Origin of the sequence: Streptomyces doebereineriae (assembly GCF_031845645.1) — a bacterium.
In the GTDB taxonomy this organism is placed as follows: domain Bacteria; phylum Actinomycetota; class Actinomycetes; order Streptomycetales; family Streptomycetaceae; genus Streptomyces; species Streptomyces canus.
This window is the reverse complement of sequence record NZ_JAVREZ010000004.1, coordinates 522802-537791: the sequence shown is the minus strand read 5'-3', so window position 1 is coordinate 537791 and position 14990 is coordinate 522802. Positions and strand designations below refer to the sequence as shown.

General features: G+C 70.6%; 14 protein-coding genes. 5 read left to right on the top strand and 9 right to left on the bottom strand.

Annotation, left to right across the window (positions count from 1 at the left end):
- The first annotated feature begins 353 nt into the window (after window positions 1–353).
- The 3 genes from RNB18_RS15345 (at window position 354) to RNB18_RS15335 (ending at window position 2208) form a co-directional block, all read left to right on the top strand.
- Window positions 354–1319 carry a zinc-binding dehydrogenase gene (locus RNB18_RS15345; RefSeq protein ID WP_311714628.1) on the top strand — a complete coding sequence of 322 codons (966 nt, stop codon included), beginning with the start codon at window positions 354–356 and terminating at the stop codon, window positions 1317–1319.
- A gap of 104 nt (window positions 1320–1423) precedes the next feature.
- Window positions 1424–1633, top strand: coding sequence for a helix-turn-helix domain-containing protein (locus RNB18_RS15340; RefSeq protein WP_007384656.1), 210 nt, complete (start codon window positions 1424–1426; stop codon window positions 1631–1633).
- Window positions 1633–2208, top strand: a complete 576-nt coding sequence (locus RNB18_RS15335) for a Clp protease N-terminal domain-containing protein (RefSeq protein WP_311714627.1) — start codon at window positions 1633–1635, stop codon at window positions 2206–2208. The genes RNB18_RS15340 and RNB18_RS15335 overlap by 1 nt, the downstream gene beginning before the upstream one ends.
- A 46-nt stretch (window positions 2209–2254) precedes the next feature.
- On the opposite strand, the gene RNB18_RS15330 is transcribed toward RNB18_RS15335, so the two are convergent.
- Window positions 2255–3340: a PadR family transcriptional regulator gene (locus RNB18_RS15330; RefSeq protein WP_311714626.1), complete on the bottom strand. Its 1086-nt coding sequence runs from the start codon at window positions 3338–3340 to the stop codon at window positions 2255–2257.
- Between the two features lies 1 nt (window position 3341).
- On the bottom strand, window positions 3342–4382 hold the full coding sequence (locus RNB18_RS15325; RefSeq protein WP_311714625.1) for a DUF4097 family beta strand repeat-containing protein: 1041 nt from the start codon (window positions 4380–4382) through the stop codon (window positions 3342–3344).
- A 147-nt stretch (window positions 4383–4529) separates the two neighbouring features.
- Here RNB18_RS15325 and RNB18_RS15320 point away from each other — a divergent pair, with 147 nt between their 5' ends.
- Window positions 4530–5369 (top strand): hypothetical protein, encoded by an 840-nt coding sequence (locus RNB18_RS15320; protein WP_311714624.1) that lies wholly within the window; start codon window positions 4530–4532, stop codon window positions 5367–5369.
- A 73-nt stretch (window positions 5370–5442) separates the two neighbouring features.
- On the opposite strand, the gene RNB18_RS15315 is transcribed toward RNB18_RS15320, so the two are convergent.
- From RNB18_RS15315 to RNB18_RS15295, 5 genes are all read right to left on the bottom strand, one after another.
- The gene (locus RNB18_RS15315; RefSeq protein WP_003992906.1) at window positions 5443–5622 is read right to left on the bottom strand and encodes a DUF6104 family protein; all 180 of its coding nucleotides are present in this window, start codon (window positions 5620–5622) and stop codon (window positions 5443–5445) included.
- 87 nt (window positions 5623–5709) lie between these two features.
- On the bottom strand, window positions 5710–9546 hold the full coding sequence (locus tag RNB18_RS15310) for a multifunctional oxoglutarate decarboxylase/oxoglutarate dehydrogenase thiamine pyrophosphate-binding subunit/dihydrolipoyllysine-residue succinyltransferase subunit (RefSeq protein ID WP_311714623.1): 3837 nt from the start codon (window positions 9544–9546) through the stop codon (window positions 5710–5712).
- Between the two features lie 294 nt (window positions 9547–9840).
- Window positions 9841–10947, bottom strand: coding sequence for a HAMP domain-containing sensor histidine kinase (locus RNB18_RS15305; RefSeq protein ID WP_306976414.1), 1107 nt, complete (start codon window positions 10945–10947; stop codon window positions 9841–9843).
- The gene (locus RNB18_RS15300) at window positions 10944–11681 is read right to left on the bottom strand and encodes a response regulator transcription factor (protein ID WP_057612257.1); all 738 of its coding nucleotides are present in this window, start codon (window positions 11679–11681) and stop codon (window positions 10944–10946) included. The genes RNB18_RS15305 and RNB18_RS15300 overlap by 4 nt, the downstream gene beginning before the upstream one ends.
- Window positions 11682–11804: 123 nt before the next feature.
- A complete protein-coding gene (locus tag RNB18_RS15295; RefSeq protein WP_311714622.1) occupies window positions 11805–12482 on the bottom strand; it encodes a spermine/spermidine synthase domain-containing protein in 678 nt (225 codons plus the stop codon).
- 139 nt (window positions 12483–12621) lie between these two features.
- On the opposite strand from RNB18_RS15295, the gene RNB18_RS15290 reads away from it, so the two are divergent.
- The gene (locus RNB18_RS15290; protein WP_311714621.1) at window positions 12622–13422 is read left to right on the top strand and encodes a rhomboid-like protein; all 801 of its coding nucleotides are present in this window, start codon (window positions 12622–12624) and stop codon (window positions 13420–13422) included.
- A gap of 9 nt (window positions 13423–13431) precedes the next feature.
- On the opposite strand, the gene RNB18_RS15285 is transcribed toward RNB18_RS15290, so the two are convergent.
- Together RNB18_RS15285 and RNB18_RS15280 are read right to left on the bottom strand one after the other, a co-directional pair.
- A complete protein-coding gene (locus tag RNB18_RS15285; RefSeq protein WP_311714620.1) occupies window positions 13432–14232 on the bottom strand; it encodes a GNAT family N-acetyltransferase in 801 nt (266 codons plus the stop codon).
- The gene (locus tag RNB18_RS15280) at window positions 14229–14933 is read right to left on the bottom strand and encodes a GNAT family N-acetyltransferase (protein WP_311714619.1); all 705 of its coding nucleotides are present in this window, start codon (window positions 14931–14933) and stop codon (window positions 14229–14231) included. Before RNB18_RS15280 ends, RNB18_RS15285 begins: the two co-directional genes overlap by 4 nt.
- Window positions 14934–14990 lie beyond the last annotated feature (57 nt).

Sequence of the window (14990 nt, the reverse complement as noted above, 5' to 3'; positions counted from 1 at the left end):
GGCGGGGCCACTTCTTTGCTTTCGGGTGCGGCTGATCGGGTGAGGGTGGGGTTGTCGATTGGCTGCGGGCCGGTGGGGGCGGGTGTAGCGCGGCGGGTCCGGTGGGTGGGTCGGGGCCGGGGTGGGGGGTGCGGCGAACGGTCCGTCCTGGCGCGGGTGACTGCGACTCCCCAGGGGCGCGGGGAACTGCGCGACCAGCCCCACTCACCCGCACCCGCCCGACAACCGAACCCGGCACCCCCGTAGCCGCCCCGCCCAAGCCCGGCGCAGCTGCCCGCACCCAACCGCAACAGGGCATGTGTCACAGCGCGCCCCGGTTCCCCCGCACCGCCGGCGGACCTATCGTCAAGGTCATGTTCGCTGTCTACGCCGCCCGAATCGACCGCGACAACCCGCTCTCGGGACTGGAGTTGGGGGAGCGCCCGGCCCCCGAAGCCCGCCCGGGTTGGAGCGTCGTCGACGTCAAGGCCGCTTCCCTCAATCACCATGACCTCTGGTCCCTGCGCGGCGTAGGCCTCGCGGAGGACAAGCTGCCGATGATCCTCGGCTGTGACGCCGCCGGTGTCGACGAGGACGGCAACGAGGTCGTCCTGCACTCCGTCATAGGGCAGAGCGGGCACGGCATCGGCCCCAAGGAGCCCCGTTCCATCCTCACCGAGCACTATCAGGGGACGTTCGCCGAGCAGGTTGCCGTGCCGACCTGGAACGTCCTCCCCAAACCGAAGGAGCTGTCCTTCGCGGAGGCCGCCTGTCTGCCCACGGCCTGGCTGACGGCGTACCGGATGCTGTTCACGAATGCCGGGGTGCGGCCCGGAGACTCCGTGCTGGTGCAGGGGGCGGGCGGTGGTGTCGCCACGGCCGCGATCGTGCTGGGGAAGGCCGCGGGGCTGCGGGTCTTCGCCACCAGCCGGGACGAGGCCAAGCGGAAGCGTGCGGTGGAGCTCGGGGCCGTGGAGGCGCTGGAGCCGGGGGCACGGCTGCCGCAGCGGGTGGACGCCGTCATCGAGACGGTGGGCGCGGCCACTTGGTCGCACTCCGTGAAGTCGCTCAAGCCCGGCGGCACGGTGGTCATCTCCGGTGCCACGAGCGGCGACCGCCCCTCGCACGCCGAACTGACCCGGATTTTCTTCCTGGAGCTCAAGGTCGTCGGCTCGACCATGGGGACCAAGGACGAGCTGGAGGACCTGCTCGCGTTCTGCGCGGCCACGGGTGTGCGGCCCGTGATCGACGAGGTGCTCCCGATGGACCGTGCGCGTGAGGGCTTCCAACGGGTTGAGTCCGGTGAGCAGTTCGGGAAGGTCGTGCTCACGAACGACTGATCTCTTCCTTCTCTTCGCGTCGGCGGCCGGTCCGGTTTCGGGCCGGCCGCCGACGTTTGTCAATCGTGGTTGACAGATACTAGGCGTCAACGTAGGTTGACATCATGACCGAAGCAACGGATCTCGCCGAGCGCGCCGGTGATCGCGATCCCCGGGTCGGACTGCGTGCCGTCGCCGCACTGCGCAGGCTGCTGGAGCAGCTGGAGTCGGTGCAGGTGCGCAGCGCGCGCAATCAGGGCTGGTCGTGGCAGGAGATCGCCGCGGAACTCGGAGTGAGCAGGCAGGCCGTGCACAAAAAGTACGGGAGGCATTGATGTTCGAGCGGTTCACGAAGGACGCCCGGGCGGTGGTCATGGGTGCGGTCGAGCATGCCGAGGGGGCTGGGACGGGTTCCGTGGACGCCGAGCATCTGCTGCTGGCGCTGCTGGCGCTGCTGGACCGGGAGGCCGGCCGGGCCTCCTTCGCCCTGGCCGCTCTCGGGCTGGCTGAGCGTGGGGACGCCGTACGGGAGGCGCTGGGCGAGGCGCGGCGGCGGGCCGGGCTGTCCCAGGCGGACGCCGAGGCGCTGGCCGGGCTCGGGATCGACGTCTCGGAGATCGTCGCCCGGGTCGAGGAGGTGCACGGGGTCGGGGCGATGTCCGGCGACCGGAAGGACAAGGGGTGGTGGTCCGGGCGGCGCTCCTTCGGGCGGGGCGCCAAGGAGATCCTGGAGAAGGCGCTCCGTATCGCTGTGGCCCGGCGGGACCGCCATGTCGGCGACGAGCACATCCTGCTGGCCCTGACGATCAGGCCGGGGGTGCCCGGGGAGGTTCTCGCCGATCACGGGGTGACCTATGAGTCGGTCATGCGTGTCCTCTACGGCGGGGGAGAGGCGAAGGCGGCCGGCTGAGTCCCGCCGGGGCGCCGACGCCCAAGACGGCGGCGCCCCGGCCGGTTCACGCCTTCGGCACTCGCAGCAGCGCTCCTATGTGGGCCGCCGCCGTCGACAGATGGCGGCGGGCGTCGCGCAGCTGGTCGGCCGTGATGCCGTGGTCGCGGGCCGCGTCGCGGATGTCGTCGCGGAAGCGGTCGAGCAGGCGGTCCAGGTCGCGGGCCGGGTCGCCGGTGGAGTCCTCGTGGGCCCAGGAGGGTTCGTACTCGGCGGGAAAGTCCTCCGGGGTGTGCGAGTACTGGGGGCCGGATGGCGTCCCCTCGGGCCGCTCGGCCTTCTCGGACTTCGCGCCGCCCCGCCCGAAGCCGAAGTCCTTCCCGAACTCCTTGCCGTAGTCCTTCCCGAACTCGCCGAACTCCTTGGCCAGTTCGGTCAGCCCCTCGCGCACCCCCGTCGGCCAGTCGCCGCGCGCGAAGTGGTCCTGCACCTGCTCCTGTACGCGCTTGGCGATGCGCTGCACCTCCTCCTGCGCCTGCTCCCGGGCCCGGTCCTGGGCCTCCTTGGCCTGGCGGCGGGCCCGCTGGGCCTCCTCGCGGGCGCGGCGGCTCTCGTCCTTGGCGCGCCGGGCCTGCTCCTTCCACTCCTGCTTGACGCGGCGCATCTCCTCCTTGGCGGTGCGCCACGCCTCCTTGTCGGCGTACTCCGTGAAGTCCCCGAAGGGGCCCTCGTGTTCGCCGGTGCCTTCCTTGGTGCCACCGCCCCGGCGGGCCTGGGTCGCGGCCGCCCGCATCTCGCGCCGCAGATCACCCGCCGCGCCGCGCACATCGGCCCGGATCTCGGCGGCGAGCTCGGCGACCGAGTCGCGGATCTCCAGCTCCAGGTCGGCCAGTTCACCGCTGCGGTCGGCCAGCTCGGCACGGCCCGCGTCCGTGATGGCGTACACCTTGCGGCCGCCCTCGGTGGTGTGGGTGACCAGGCCCTCCGCCTCCAGCTTGGACAATCGGGGGTAGACGGTGCCCGCCGAGGGAGCGTACAGGCCCTGGAAACGCTCCTCCAGGAGCCGGATCACCTCGTAGCCGTGGCGCGGGGCCTCGTCCAGCAGCTTCAACAGGTACAGACGGAGGCGGCCGTGGGCGAAGACGGGAGGCATGTCAGAGCACCTTCTTGTCGGTCGTGCCGTCGGCCGGGGCGCGGGTCGGGTCGTCCGTCGGATCGTCCGCGGGGTCGTGGTCGTCCGTGAGGTCGGGGTGGTCGGCCCGGCCGGAAAGGGAATTGTCCCCCGAGGCGCCGCCCTCGCCGTCCACCGGGCCGGCGGCGTCGGCCGGTCCGGCACCCGTGCCGGCGTCCTTCACGAAGGGATCCGTCTCCCACGGCTCCTCCTCGTCCTCCCGGGGCGGGCGGCGCAGGAGGGCGATGGAGCCGGAGACGGTGGTCGCGCGGAGCTTGCCGGTGCCGGCGCCGAGGCGGCCCGTGACCTTGTGGGCGCCCCACTGGCCGTGCACGCGCAGGCCGTCGAAGGCGTTGGAGATCGTCCCGCTCGCGGTGTTGGCCTCCACCTCCGCGTCCGCGGGCTGGGGGAGCCGGATGGCGATCTCCCCCGAGACACTGGTCAGCCGGACCTCGGTGGGGCCCTCCGGATCGAGGTCCACGATCATCGAGCCGCTGACCGAGTCGGCCCGCACCGAGGGTCCGGAGCCTTCCACGACGGTGAGATCCCCGGAGACCGAGTTGAAGCGCAGGTCACCGGTGACGGCCTGCGCCTCCAGGTTTCCGGAGACGGTGTCGGCGCGGACCGGTCCGGAAAGGCCGACGAGGGTCGTGTCGCCGTTGACCCCCTTCACCACCGACGGGGCGCGCAGCCCCGACACGACGGCGGCGGCGCTGACCACACCCACCTCGACGCGGGTGTCGGCCGGCACGGCCAGCGAGACGACCGCGCTGCGCCGCCAGCCCTTGCGGTCGAGCCACTTGAGGAACCCCTTCCAGGGCAGGTCCTCGTAGGCCACTGTGAGGGTCCCGCCCTCCTGGGTGACGACCAGAGGTGGTCCCTCGATCTCGGACACCTCCAGGCGTGCGGAACCTTCGTCCGTGCCCACCACGTTCACCGTTCCGTTGACGATGCGCACGTGGAGTTCGCGTACGGGCTCGTCGAAGGTGAGCTTCCTGGGCTCCGTGACGGACCACTCGGGCATGGTGCAGACCTCCCCGTAGCAACGCGCCATATCGCGTCTCGTGAAATTCACGATATATCGTGGACGCCGAAAGTCAAGACACTCTTTCCGGGGACAGCGCAGGCTTCAAATACGACCAACCCCCGCAAATCGCCCTAGCGTGTGACCATGTCGGAAGCCACCTCCCGAACCGGTCGTACCGGTCCCGCCCCCGGCGCCCTGCTGCTCTGCCGGGCCGAGCCGGATTCCGTCGCCCCCGTCGCCCGGTTGCTGCGCGACCGCATGCGGCTCATGCGCGCGGGGGAGGGCTGGAGCGTCCTCGTGCCGGAAGGCGGCCCGTGGCTGCACGGCGAGGAGCCGGTCGACCGTGTCATGACGGGCTGGGCCACCGCCCTGGCGGTCGGCGCTCCCTGGCCCGTTCTCGCCCTGGGGTGGGACGCCGACCGCGGCGGCTACACCCTCGCGTCCGGCTTCCGCCGCCCTGTGGGCTACGTCTGGCTCGCCAACGGCACCCTGGCGGGCGAGGACGAGGCCATGCACACCTTCGCGGCCCGTCTGGCCCTCGACCCGGTTCTGGACGCCCAGTCCCTCGACCACCTCACGAAACCGGACCCCGCCTCCGACGCCCGTGCCCGCCTGCGCGGCCTGCTCGCGGTCCTCGCGCGCGTGGGCCTGGACCTTCCCGCCGGCCTCGCTCCCGGCGAACCGACCGACCGCCTGCTCGAGGTGGCCCGGGACCTGCCGGACGCCCGCCCGATCGAGTGGGAGGGTTGGCAGACGGTCCGCGGCGAACTCGAAGTGGTCGCGGGCCGCCGCCTCACCCCCTGGCTCCCCTGGTCCGGCGACCCGAAGGCCCGCGCCCTGGCCCTGGCCCAGATGGCGGCAGGCCTCCCGCTGGCCGCCTGGGGCCTGCGCCACCGCAGCGGCGGCTGGCTCACGGCGGGAGCGCTGCTGCTGGCGCACGGGGCGCTCGGGCTGTCGTACGACCTGACGCACCCCCGCGACTGACCCCCACGTCCGATCACCGGCACGAAAAGCGGGGCACCTCAGGGGCGCCCCGCGGTGGAGAAGCCGTACGACCCTATTCGTCGTCCTCGTCGTCCAACCGGGCCAGCCACGTGGCCAGCCGCTCCACCGGCACCTCGAAGTCGGGATTGAGATCGACGAACGTCCGCAGCTGCTCGGCGAGCCACTCGAAGGTGACCTCCTCCTCACCGCGCCGCTTCTCCAGTTCCTCGATGCCACGGTCCGTGAAGTACATGGCTCAAGGATAAGTGCGCCGAAACGGCCGGGCCGCACCCCTTTCGAAGAGGGGTGCGGCCCGGTTCCGTACAGCCTTCGAGAGCGGTTACGCCTCGAACACCTCACGCACGAGCTGCTCCTGCTCCGCCTGGTGCCGCTTGGCGGAACCGACCGCCGGGGACGAGCCGTGCGGGCGGGAGATCCGGCGCAGGCGCTCGCCGTGCGGGATGTCCGCGCCGACCGCCAGGTCCAGGTGGTCGATCAGGTTGAGGGCGATGAAGGGCCATGCGCCCTGGTTCGCCGGCTCCTCCTGGGCCCAGAGGTACTTCTCGGCGTTCGGGTACTTGGCGATCTCGGCCTGGAGCTCGGCACCCGGAAGGGGGTAGAGGCGCTCGACGCGGATGATCGCCGTGTCCGTGACACCGCGCTTCTGACGCTCGGCGTCGAGGTCGTAGTAGACCTTGCCGGCGCAGAAGACGACCTTCTTGACCGCGGCCGCGTCCACCGACGTGTCGCCGATGACCGGGCGGAACTGACCCGACGTGAACTCCTCCGTCTTCGACGCGGCGGCCTTGAGGCGCAGCATCGACTTCGGTGTGAAGACCACCAGCGGCTTGTGGTGCGGGTTGTGCACCTGCCACCGCAGGAGGTGGAAGTAGTTCGACGGGAGGGTCGGCATCGCGACCGTCATGTTGTTCTGGGCGCAGAGCTGGAGGAAGCGCTCCACGCGCGCGGACGAGTGGTCCGGGCCCTGGCCCTCGTAGCCGTGAGGGAGGAGCAGCGTCACACCGCTGGTCTGGCCCCACTTCTGCTCCGCCGCCGAGATGTACTCGTCGACGATCGTCTGCGCGCCGTTGACGAAGTCACCGAACTGCGCCTCCCACAGCACGAGCGCGTCGGGGCGGGCCAGCGAGTAGCCGTACTCGAAGCCCATGACCGCGTACTCGGACAGGAGGGAGTTGTAGACGTTGTAGCGGGCCTGGTCCTCGTTGAGGTACTGGAGCGGAGTGTGCTCCTCGCCCGTCTCCCGGTCGATCAGCACCGCGTGGCGCTGGCCGAAGGTGCCGCGCTGGGAGTCCTGGCCGGACAGACGGACCGGGGTGCCCTCCAGGAGCAGGGAGCCGACGGCCAGCGTCTCGCCCATGCCCCAGTCGATCGTGCCGTCCTCGACCATCGACGCCCGGCGCTGCAGCTGCGGCAGCAGACGCGGGTGGACGTGGAAGGTGTCGGGGATGTTGACCTGGGACTCGGCGATCCGCTTCACGGTCTCCGAGGAGATCGCGGTGTTCACGGCGACCGGGAACTCGGCCTGCGGGTCGGAGACCGGTCCGGCGGCCGGCTGGGCCGTGACGGCCTCGCGGACCTCCGTGAAGACCTTCTCCAGCTGGCCCTGGTAGTCCTGCAGGGCCTGCTCGGCCTCTTCCAGGGTGATGTCGCCGCGACCGATCAGGGACTCGGTGTACAGCTTGCGCACCGAGCGCTTCTTGTCGATCAGGTCGTACATCAGCGGCTGGGTGAAGGCCGGGTTGTCCGACTCGTTGTGACCGCGGCGGCGGTAGCAGATGAGGTCGATCACCACGTCCTTGTTGAACGCCTGGCGGAACTCGAAGGCCAGCCGGGCCACCCGGACCACGGCCTCCGGGTCGTCGCCGTTCACGTGGAAGATCGGGGCCTCGATCATCCTCGCCACGTCCGTCGCGTACATCGACGAGCGGGAGGACTCCGGGGCGGCCGTGAAGCCGACCTGGTTGTTGATGACGATGTGGACCGTGCCGCCGGTGCGGTAACCCCGCAGCTGTGACATGTTCAGGGTCTCGGCCACCACGCCCTGGCCCGCGAAGGCCGCGTCGCCGTGCAGGGCGACCGGCAGGACCGTGAAGTCCGTGCCGCCCTTGTTGATGATGTCCTGCTTGGCGCGGGTGATGCCCTCGATGACCGGGTCGACCGTCTCCAGGTGGGACGGGTTCGCGGCCAGCGACACCTTGATCTGCTCGCCGTCCAGGCCCGTGAAGGTGCCCTCGGCGCCCAGGTGGTACTTCACGTCGCCGGAGCCGTGCATCGACTTCGGGTCGAGGTTGCCCTCGAACTCGCGGAAGATCTGCGCGTACGACTTGCCGACGATGTTGGCGAGGACGTTCAGCCGGCCGCGGTGGGCCATGCCGATGACGACCTCGTCCAGGCGGGACTCGGCGGCCGAGTCCAGTACCGCGTCGAGCAGCGGGATGACGGACTCGCCGCCCTCCAGGGAGAAGCGCTTCTGGCCGACGTACTTCGTCTGCAGGAAGGTCTCGAAGGCCTCCGCGGCGTTCAGCCGGCGCAGGATGCGCAGCTGCTCCTCGCGTTCCGGCTTGGTGTGCGAGCGCTCGATGCGGTCCTGGATCCACCGGCGCTGCTTCGGGTCCTGGATGTGCATGAACTCGACGCCGGTGGTGCGGCAGTACGAGTCGCGCAGCACACCGAGGATGTCGCGCAGCTTCATCAGGGACTTGCCGGCGAAGCCGCCGACCGCGAACTCCCGCTCCAGGTCCCACAGGGTGAGGCCGTGCTCGGTGATGTCCAGGTCGGGGTGCTTGCGCTGGCGGTACTCCAGCGGGTCGGTGTCGGCCATGACGTGGCCGCGGACCCGGTAGGAGTGGATCAGCTCGAAGACGCGGGCGGCCTTCGTGACGTCGTCGTCGTGCGAGGCGTCGATGTCCTTGAGCCAGCGGACCGGCTCGTAGGGGATGCGCAGCGCCTCGAAGATCTCGTCGTAGAAGCCGCCCTCACCGAGGAGGAAGTTCGCGACGATCCGCAGGAACTCGCCGGAGGCGGCACCCTGGATGACCCGGTGGTCGTAGGTCGACGTGAGCGTCATGACCTTGGCGATGCCGAGCTTGTTCAGGGTGTCCTGGGAGGTGCCCTGGAACTCCGCCGGGTAGTCCATGGAGCCGACGCCCATGATGACCGACTGGCCGGGCATCAGACGCGGCACGGAGTGGACCGTACCGAGGCCGCCCGGGTTGGTCAGGGAGACCGTCACACCCGAGAAGTCGTCCATCGTCAGCTTGCCGTCACGGGCGCGGCGGACGATGTCCTCGTAGGCCTGCCAGAACTCGAAGAAGTTCAGCGTCTCGGCCTTCTTGATGCCCGCGACGACCAGCTGGCGGTCGCCGTTGGGCTTCACCAGGTCGATGGCGAGGCCGAAGTTGACGTGCGGCGGCTTGACGAGGGTGGGCTTCCCGTCCTTCTCCGCGTAGTGCCAGTTCATCGACGGCATGGCCTTGATGGCCTGCACCATCGCGTAGCCGATCAGGTGCGTGAAGGAGATCTTCCCGCCCCGGGCCCGCTTCAGATGGTTGTTGATGACGATGCGGTTGTCGAAGAGCAGCTTCACCGGGACCGCGCGCACGGACGTGGCCGTGGGCAGCTCCAGGGAGGCGTTCATGTTCTTCGCGACCGCGGCGGCGGGACCGCGCAGGGTCACCATCTCCGGGCCCTCCGCGGAAGAACCCGCGGCGGCGGGCTTCGCGGCGGCAGCAGGCTTCGCGGCGGCCGGCTTGGCAGCCGGAGCGGCCTGAGCCGGAGCGGCGGCCGGTGCGGCCTTGGCGGGGGCCGGAGCCGCGGCGGCCGGCTTTGCGGCAGGAGCAGCGGCCGGGGCCGGCGCGGCAGCCTGAGCCGGAGCGGCCTGAGCCGGTGCGGTGGGAGCCGGTGCGGCCGCGGCCGCGGTGGTGGTCTCCGCGGCCCCCGCGGCCGCGGTACCCGCCGCAGCCGGAGCGGCGGCCCCCGACTTGTAGTCGGCGAAGAAGTCCCACCAGGCACGGTCTACCGAATTCGGGTCCTGGAGGTACTGCTGATAGATCTCGTCGACGAGCCACTCGTTCGGGCCGAACGCGGCAGCGGGGTTCTTGCCCGCTTGGTCTGCGTCGGTCGAGATGCTCGAGTTACTGGGGGACTGTGGCGACACGGCGGCAACCGCCCTCTTCCGCTTCTCACAAGGTGATGGACAGCGGGAATAAAGGCTACGCCCCCAAGACGGTGAAGGTCAGGCCGGGCCGGTCCATCGTCGTGTAAGTCACATCAAAGAGCGGGTTTCGGGGGTGGAAATGGCGGGAAACAAGCGTGGTTCCGCTGCGTGAATCCACGAGAGGGAAGCGCCCGGCGGGGCCCTGCGCGACGGCGGCGCGGCCCTCTGCCTGATCACACGTGTCCGTCGACGCGGAACAGAGATGGATCTTGTGGCTCCGCTTCGAACTTTACGTCAACTTGGCAGAGATGGAAGTCCTGGAAGGGTGACAAGGATCCTGCAGCCCCGATCGGATTCGGCCACTCCGATCCGGCCGCCGTGCAGATCCACCGCCCAGCGGGCGATCGCGAGCCCGAGTCCGGTGCCGCCGTCGCTGCCCGGCCCGTGCGGCCGCCTGACCTGGCCGCGGTTGAACCGCTCGAAGACGCGGTGCCACTCCGAGCGCGGAATGCCGGGGCCCTCGTCGAGCACCTCCAGCTCGAGCGACTCCGGCAGGGACCCGCGCCGCGCCTTGACCGTCACCCGGCCGTGCGCCGGGCTGTGCTTGACCGCGTTGTCGATGAGGTTGGCGACGACCTGGTGGATGCGCTCCGGGTCGGCGTGCGCGGTGAGCTCCGGCGGGGACACGTCGAGGTGCAGATGGACGTCGTTGCGGGTGTGACTGCCGGACCCGGACGCGATGCCCGCGCGCGCCGTGGCGACCATGTTGGCCTCCTTCAGCACGCCCGACAGGTACGGCCACACCTCGAAACGGCGCTTTTTCAGCGGTACGACGCCGTTGTCGAGCCGGGACAGGTCCAGCAGCGTCTCCACCAGCCGGCCGAGCCGCTCGGTCTGCTTCAGGGCCGTGCGCATGGTCTCGGGGTCGGCCTGGGTGACCCCGTCGACGATGTTCTCCAGCACCGCGCGCAGGCCCGCGATGGGCGTGCGCAGCTCGTGGGAGACATTTGCCACAAGTTCCTTGCGCTGGCGTTCCTGGGCCTCCAGGTCGTCCGCCATGCGGTTGATCGTCTGGGCCAGGTCGCCCAGCTCGTCCCGCCGGTTCTCGCGCACCCGGCGGGTGTAGTCGCCGTGCGAGATGGACCGGGCGACCGCGTTCATGTCGTCCAGTGGCGCGGTGAGCGAATGCGCCACGAACTGCGTAATGAGCAGTGTGGCGATCATCGAGAAGACCGTGATGAAGCGCAGCTCCGTCGCCGTGCGCATCGCGATCATCATCAGCCCGGTGGTGATGAGGACCGCGATGACGACCAGGACACCCAGCTTCGTCTTGATCGAGAACGGGCTTACGCCGCCCCAGGGCTCCCTGGGGCTTCTCCGGCCGGCCGGACCCTCGCTCATGGCGTCGGCGTCTCCAGGGCGTAGCCCACGCCGTGCACCGTACGGATCCGTTCGGCGCCGATCTTCCGGCGCAGCGCCTTGATGTGGCTGTCGACCGTGCGGGTGCCGGAGGCGTCCGCCCAGTCCCACACCTCGGCCAGCAGCTGCTCACGGGAGAGCACCGCGCGCGGGGTGTTCGCCAGGCACACCAGGAGGTCGAACTCGGTGGGCGTCAGATGCACGTCCTCCGAGCGCACCCGCACCCGGCGCTGCGCGTGGTCGATCTCCAGCTCGCCGAGCCGGAGGATGCCGGACCGGGGCGTCGCGGCCGCCAGTGCGGCCCGCTCGACCCGCCGCAGCAGGACGTGCACGCGCGCGGCCAGCTCACGCATCGAGAACGGCTTGGTCATGTAGTCGTCGGCGCCGACGCCGAGCCCGACCAGCATGTCGGTCTCGTCGTCCCGCGCGGTGAGCATCATCACCGGCACCGGACGGGCGGCCTGCACACGGCGGCAGACCTCGAGACCGTCGAAGCCGGGCAGCATGATGTCGAGGATCAGCAGGTCCGGCTGCCAGGCCTCTGCCGTGTCCACCGCCGACGGACCGTCGACCGCCGTTTGCACGAGGAATCCCTCGGCGCGCAGGCGGGTCGCGATGGCGTCGACGATCGTCGGATCGTCCTCGACGACCAGTACCCGGCGCTGTGCGCCCGGCGTAGCCGTCGTGCCGTTGTGGGAGGTGTGTGTCTGCTCCATCGCCCGCCCCTGGGGAGTGCTTTCCGGAACCATGTGGGGTGATTCCTTGTCTGCGCATGACTGCGATTGACGCTTGAATGATCGGCGTAGGGAAGCAGAGTACGGGGAGTCATCACCCCTTTGCTATCCAGGTCGGACGGCAAGGTGCACGACGTCCGGTACGCCCCGGGCAACGTGGATCTCCTCGGTACGTACCTGCTGGAACCCGGCATTTGATAGGGATCCCTCAAATTCCGCAGAGGGTTTCGCGGACCACACGGCCAGTACCCCGCCCGGCTTCAACACCCTTGCGCAACTTGTGAGTCCGGCACGCGCGTAGAGTCCGCCGTTGCCCTCCGTGACCGTCCAGTCGGGTCCGTTGTCGATGTCGAGGCACAGCGCGTCAAAAGTGGCGCATGTCTCATTGACGAATCCGACTAGATCCGTTTCCAGAATGTTCGCCCGGGGATCGGTGAGCGCCTCGGCCGAGAGCGCCGAGAGCGGGCCCGCGCGGTGCCAGTCGACGATCGCCGGTTCCCGCTCGACGACCGTGATCCGCCCCCAGCGTGGGTTCGCGGCCGCATGTGCGAGCGAGAAGCCGACGCCGAGGCCGCCGATGAGGACGTGCGGGGCGGGGCGGTCGTCGAGGGCGTCGAGCGCCGCGTCGACGAGCATCCGCTCGGAGCGTCCGTCGGAGGTGTCCATCAGGAAGCAGCCGTTGGCGATGATCTGGAGCAACTCGCCGTGGCGCCGCAGGACCACCTCTCCGTAGGGGCCCTCGCGACGGTCCAGGACTTCGGGAATGTCGTACGAGGTGGGCATCGGCCCATCCTGGCAGGTACGGCGTCCTGACCGGGACTTCTTGAGAAGTCCCTGTGAATCGGGGGCGAGGTGGCGCCGGTCACAGACAGCGGGTGGGTCGGGCGCGAAGGCTGGGACGGAACGGAAGGAGCAGCTCACCTTGGAACGGACCGTGCCTGCCACTCCTTCCGACGACGCGCCCGCCCCTGCGCCGGTGGCGGGACTGCTCGACGGGATGCCCCGGCAGCGGGAAGGAGGCCAGACCGGTGCCGCCGAGACACCGGTGACACCTCCGGCAACGACCGCCCCGGACACCCGACTTCGCGTCCCCCGCCTGCGGCGGCTGTTCCCCAGCCCCGCCGGGACCCCGTTCACCTTCGTCTACGGCGCCGTCCTGGCCGTCGTCTCGCTCGTCGCCGCGCATCTTGACCCCGCCCTCGTGCACACCCTGCATCAGGGCTCCAGCACCGATGTCGCCCACCTCGTGCGGACGCCCGTACTGGTGCTGGTCGCCAGCGCGTTGTGGATCGCGGGCGGGATCCTCTCGCCGTACGCCGTCGCCCTGCTGTTCGTCCTCACCGCGCTGGAGCGTCGGATCGGTGGGGTGCGCACGGCCGGCGTCTTCCTGCTCGGGCATGTCGGCGCGACCCTCGCCACGGAGGTCCCCATAGGACTCGCGGTCCTGGTCGGGCATCTGCCCGCCAGCTCACTGCACCGTCTCGACTACGGAGTCAGCTTCGGTGTGGCCGCGAGCCTCGGCGCGCTGTCGGGGCTGCTCGCGCCGTGGCTGCGCCGGCCGTTGCTCGCCCTCTTCGCCTGGACGCTGCTGACCGACCTGATCGCGTTCACCGACCCGATGACCGACTGGGGCCATCTGATCGCCCTGACGATCGGCGTCGCGACCTGGCCGGTGGTACGGCGGTGGCACCGCGTACGTCAGCCCGTCACCGACAGGCCCTAGGTGCGATGGTCAGAGACCCGGGGGCGTCCAGACGTACGGCGTCGTCGTGGTCACCGCGTGCATGCCGAGCCTGCGCAGGATGGGCGCGCTGTCGTCGGACGCGTCCACGTGCAGATAGGTGACTCCGCGGGCGACGGCGAGAGCGGCGCGCACGGCGACCAGGGCGCGGTAGATGCCCTTGCCCCGCCACTCGGCGAGCGTGGATCCGCCCCACAGGCTCGCGAACCCCGTGCCCGTGCGGAACACCAGCCAGGCGGCGCACACCACTTCGCCGTCCGCCTCGGCGACGTACACCGCGATGTCGTCCGGCGCGGCGGCCACCCTGCCGATGAGGTCGTCGGCGAGCCAGCTCCAGTCCTGGCCCCAGACCGCCGACTCCATCGCGGCGATCCGGCGCATGTCCGCGTCCGCCGTGACGCGGCGCACGGTGACGCCTGCCGGTGGCGTGGTCTGTCGTACGGCCATCTCGGCGGCGCGGCCGACCAGTACGGTCTCCCGCTCCTCGGGCACGAAACCGGCCGCGCGGAGTCGTTCGGTGAGGTCGGGCGGGGTGTCGTGGGAGCGGGTCTTCCATTCGACGGCCTCGCCGCGTGCCGCGAAGAAGTCACGTTGCCGCGCGATGAGTTCGTCGAGCGCGCCGCCGTCGACGCCCAGGTCGCGCGGCCCGCTCACGAGCCCGCGGAACTGGCCGACGATTCTGAGCAGCGGTCCGTCCTGTTCGTACGTCACCCCTGCGGGCGCGGTCGGAGGAGCGCCGCGCATCTGGTCGTCGTAGGCGGAGAGGAGGGGCTGTATGTCTGTGGTGGTCATGGTCGTTCGTTCCCCCGGTCATCTCGGTCGTTCTGGTCGTCGCCCCGCACGCGCGCGTGGAGGTGCTGGTCGTGCCAGCCGTCTGAGTGGAGGAGGGCGTGGCGCATGGTGCCCTCCAGCCGGAAGCCGGCCTTCTCCGCCACCCGGCAGGAGGCCTCGTTGGCGACGGCGTGGCAGAGGGTGAGGCGGTGCAGGCCGAGCTCGTGCAGCGCCCAGTCGGTGAGCCGCCGGGCGGCCTCGACCGCGATGCCGGTGCCGCGGCCGGCGGGCAGCACCCAGTAGGCGATCTCGGCGTGGCCCCGGTCGAGGTCGACGTCGATCCAGGCGGCGAGGCCGAGGATGTCGCCGGGGCGGGGTTTTTGGGAGTGCTCGTCCCGCGGACCGGCGGCGGGGTCGATGCCGGTGCTCGTCAGGACGCCCGCCCCTTCGCCCCCGTCCTCCCGCGCAACCGCCCACACCGCCCCCGTCTCCCTCTCCCACCGCTCCCGCATCCGCCCGATACGCGCGCGTGCCTCGTCCTCGGTCAGTGTCGGCACCAGGTTCCACCGGCTGATGGCCGGATCGTGGCTCGCGGCCACCAGGGCACCGGCGTCCGTCGTGCGCCAGGGCCGGAGTTCCAGACCGCCGGGAAGAGCCAGGACCGGCTGGGTGTTGTCCGCCATGCGGCCGGCGGGAACCACCGGAGGTATCGGGGCGATCACCGGCGCAGCATGACAGAGGCCGTCCCCGGTCGCCTCCGGGTTTTCCGTGGGCGGTGA

Excerpts from the sequence above, each read along its gene's own strand:
- RNB18_RS15345 (WP_311714628.1), top strand. The coding sequence starts at position 354 with ATGTTCGCTGTCTACGCCGCCCGAATCGACCGCGACAACCCGCTCTCG.
- RNB18_RS15340 (WP_007384656.1), top strand. The coding sequence starts at position 1,424 with ATGACCGAAGCAACGGATCTCGCCGAGCGCGCCGGTGATCGCGATCCC.
- RNB18_RS15335 (WP_311714627.1), top strand. The coding sequence starts at position 1,633 with ATGTTCGAGCGGTTCACGAAGGACGCCCGGGCGGTGGTCATGGGTGCG.
- RNB18_RS15330 (WP_311714626.1), bottom strand. The coding sequence starts at position 3,340 with ATGCCTCCCGTCTTCGCCCACGGCCGCCTCCGTCTGTACCTGTTGAAG.
- RNB18_RS15325 (WP_311714625.1), bottom strand. The coding sequence starts at position 4,382 with ATGCCCGAGTGGTCCGTCACGGAGCCCAGGAAGCTCACCTTCGACGAG.
- RNB18_RS15320 (WP_311714624.1), top strand. The coding sequence starts at position 4,530 with ATGTCGGAAGCCACCTCCCGAACCGGTCGTACCGGTCCCGCCCCCGGC.
- RNB18_RS15315 (WP_003992906.1), bottom strand. The coding sequence starts at position 5,622 with ATGTACTTCACGGACCGTGGCATCGAGGAACTGGAGAAGCGGCGCGGT.
- RNB18_RS15305 (WP_306976414.1), bottom strand. The coding sequence starts at position 10,947 with ATGAGCGAGGGTCCGGCCGGCCGGAGAAGCCCCAGGGAGCCCTGGGGC.
- RNB18_RS15300 (WP_057612257.1), bottom strand. The coding sequence starts at position 11,681 with ATGGAGCAGACACACACCTCCCACAACGGCACGACGGCTACGCCGGGC.
- RNB18_RS15295 (WP_311714622.1), bottom strand. The coding sequence starts at position 12,482 with ATGCCCACCTCGTACGACATTCCCGAAGTCCTGGACCGTCGCGAGGGC.
- RNB18_RS15285 (WP_311714620.1), bottom strand. The coding sequence starts at position 14,232 with ATGACCACCACAGACATACAGCCCCTCCTCTCCGCCTACGACGACCAG.